The organism is Nocardiopsis sp. NPDC058789 (genome assembly GCF_042745575.1).
Taxonomy (GTDB): Bacteria; Actinomycetota; Actinomycetes; order Streptosporangiales; family Streptosporangiaceae; genus Nocardiopsis; species Nocardiopsis eucommiae.
The window spans coordinates 1-2638 of sequence record NZ_JBHYOW010000035.1 but is presented as its reverse complement, the minus strand read 5'-3'; the positions used below and the strand labels follow the sequence as shown (position 1 = coordinate 2638).

Here is a 2638-nt window from a genome sequence, read left to right as displayed (position 1 = left end):
CTCCGAACTAACATATTAAGCCAGTATACACTCCGCTAGCGCTACGTGACTGGTTCAGGGCTGCGCCCCGAAACCCGCTAAAACCACTGACGCGCCTGCGGCTTGTCCAACACCGCGCCGAACGGGAAAAGATTTCCCGCCCGTCCCGGCGTTATCAGGAGGCCGGATTGGCAGACAAACGCAGCAAAATGCTCACCATGTGGGTGACCGAAGATGAGCACCGCCGTCTGCTGGAGCGCTGCGACGGTAAACAGCTCGCGGCCTGGATGCGGCAGACGTGCCTGGACGAGAAGCCCGCCCGAACCGGCAAACTTCCCTCGCTCTCGCCGGCGCTGCTTCGTCAGCTTGCCGGCATGGGGAACAACCTTAACCAGATTGCCCGGCAGGTTAACGGCGGTGGCGGCAGCGGGCACGACCGCGTGCAGGTTGTCGCCGCGCTGATGGCCATCGATGCCGGACTCGAGCGGCTGCGGCACGCCGTGCTGGAAAAGGGGGCAGACGATGATCGTTAAGTTTCACCCCCGGGGGCGCGGCGGTGGCGCCGGGCCTGTGGATTACCTGCTGGGCAAAGACCGCCAGCGCGAAGGTGCCAGCGTTCTGCAGGGGAAGCCGGAGGAAGTCCGGGAGCTTATCGACGCCTCGCCCTACGCCAAAAAATACACATCCGGCGTCCTGTCTTTTGCCGAACAGGACTTACCGCCCGGCCAGCGTGAAAAGCTGATGGCGAGCTTCGAGCGGGTTCTGATGCCCGGACTCGATAAAGACCAGTACAGCGTGCTGTGGGTTGAGCACCGGGACAAAGGGAGGCTGGAGCTGAACTTCCTGATCCCGAACACGGAGCTGCTGACCGGCAGGCGTCTCCAGCCGTATTACGACCGCGCCGACCGACCGCGCATCGATGCCTGGCAGACCATTGTGAACGGCAGGCTGGGGCTGCACGATCCAAACGCGCCGGAAAACCGGCGGGCGCTGGTCACGCCGTCCGCGCTGCCGGAAACGAAGCAGGAAGCCGCCCAGGCGATTACGCGGGGTTTACTGGCCTTAGCCTCGTCCGGGGAGCTGAAAACCCGTCAGGACGTCACTGAGGCGCTGGAAAGCGCTGGTTTTGAGGTGGTGCGCACTACAAAAAGCAGCATCAGCATTGCCGACCCGGACGGGGGGCGAAACATCCGACTGAAGGGAGCCATCTATGAACAGTCTTTTAACGCTGGCGAAGGACTTAGAGCAGAAATCGAAAGCGCAGCAGCAGAGTACCGGCGAGATGCTGAAAGCCGCATTCAGCGAGCACGAGAAGTCTGTCAGAGCGGAACTGAGCGAAAGCGAGAAGAGAATCAGCGCCGCCATCCTCGAGCACGACCGGAAGCTGTCCTCAGCCATGAGCCAGCGCACGAAAGGGATGCTGCGCATGGTCAGCCAGACGTGGCTGACCATCGTCCTGGTGTCCGCGCTGCTGATCGCTTCGAGCGCGGCCATTCTGTGGTGGCAGAGTCAGCAGATACTCGACAATTACACGACCATCCGGGAGCAGAAGAGCACGCAGGCTATGCTGTCCGATCGGAACAGCGGCGTGCAGCTCTCGACCTGCGGCGATCAGAGACGCCGCTGCGTGAGGGTGAACCCGGAAGCGGGACGGTTCGGAGAGGATTCGAGCTGGATGATACTGGCGGGGAAATAGCACATGACGGAGCTGGAAAAACAGTTGCTGAGCGCATTAGAGCAGCTACAGCAGGACTACTCGAAAAGGCTGGACGAGTGGGAGAACGCCTTCGCGGAATGGCGGACGATGTCTGGTCTTATGCAACGGGAGAACGCGGCGCTGAGCGAGCGCGTCACGGTCTTGAGCAGGCAGGTGCAGAGTTTGAGCGATCAGCTGCGCCGGTTGTCGCAAGGCTGAACGGAATCGAGGCGCACCGGGAGCAGCAGCGGGCGGCGCAGCACCAGAAAGCGCTGGAGCTGGAACGATCGCAGCGCCAGCGGACGTATGACGGTCCGTCGCTGTAACAAACCGGATAAAACGGGGGGGGCGGCGCAGATCCCCGCCGAAAGCCGGTGCCATTCACCCGGTTGCATGGCTATGCAGTCGGGTGAAATTTATCTGACGCGGAATGCGCGATTTAGTGGGGAGTTTACTGCCGGTTTTACCGGGCTGACGCCGCTTTCGCGCCGAACCCGCCCTGAGGCGGTGCCGGAAAGCACTGTTATGGTAAATGCGGAGTTAATGCATGCTCTTTTGACGTCACTTTTAAACTAAATTGACGTCCTGACGTCTAGTTAGTATTATTATTTTATACAAAAATACTGGATTTATAAACATGTCTTTGGCTCCTGGTGTTGTTCGTGACTCGATAATTGAATGTTTTTTAAGGCTTGGAAGAGAAGCTTCTATTGAGGAGATAACCAACGCTGTTTATTTGAAAATTGGAGAAATTTCAAAATCTTCTGTACGTTCATATCTGAGTTTAAATACCCCTGGTCTGTTCGAACGAGTAGATCGCGGTGTCTATCGCTTAAATGGTGATGCTGGTATTACTCCCTCCTTAGATTTGACGTCTTCACCTAAGGCTGTTGGGAAATCGACGATTTTTTTTGATGATGCAATTGAATGGTTAAAAAGGCAAAAAGATAATTCAATTCATGC

Annotated in this window: 4 protein-coding genes and 1 pseudogene; all 5 read left to right on the top strand. The window is 57.8% G+C overall.

What is annotated here, in order from left to right:
- The first annotated feature begins 188 nt into the window (after nucleotides 1-188).
- Nucleotides 189-512, top strand: a complete 324-nt coding sequence (locus ACFW3L_RS26165) for a MobC family plasmid mobilization relaxosome protein (RefSeq protein ID WP_170989424.1) — start codon at nucleotides 189-191, stop codon at nucleotides 510-512.
- A pseudogene (locus ACFW3L_RS26160) lies at nucleotides 451-867 on the top strand (relaxase/mobilization nuclease domain-containing protein); the annotation flags it as partial. The gene ACFW3L_RS26165 and the pseudogene ACFW3L_RS26160, both read left to right, overlap by 62 nt.
- 322 nt (nucleotides 868-1189) lie before the next feature.
- A complete protein-coding gene (locus ACFW3L_RS26155; protein ID WP_137502582.1) occupies nucleotides 1190-1675 on the top strand; it encodes an MbeB family mobilization protein in 486 nt (161 codons plus the stop codon).
- A 3-nt stretch (nucleotides 1676-1678) separates the two neighbouring features.
- Nucleotides 1679-1894 carry an MbeD family mobilization/exclusion protein gene (locus ACFW3L_RS26150; RefSeq protein ID WP_079967714.1) on the top strand — a complete coding sequence of 72 codons (216 nt, stop codon included), beginning with the start codon at nucleotides 1679-1681 and terminating at the stop codon, nucleotides 1892-1894.
- Between the two features lie 424 nt (nucleotides 1895-2318).
- On the top strand, nucleotides 2319-2638 hold a 320-nt coding region (locus ACFW3L_RS26145), incomplete at its 3' end, for a hypothetical protein (protein WP_378748504.1).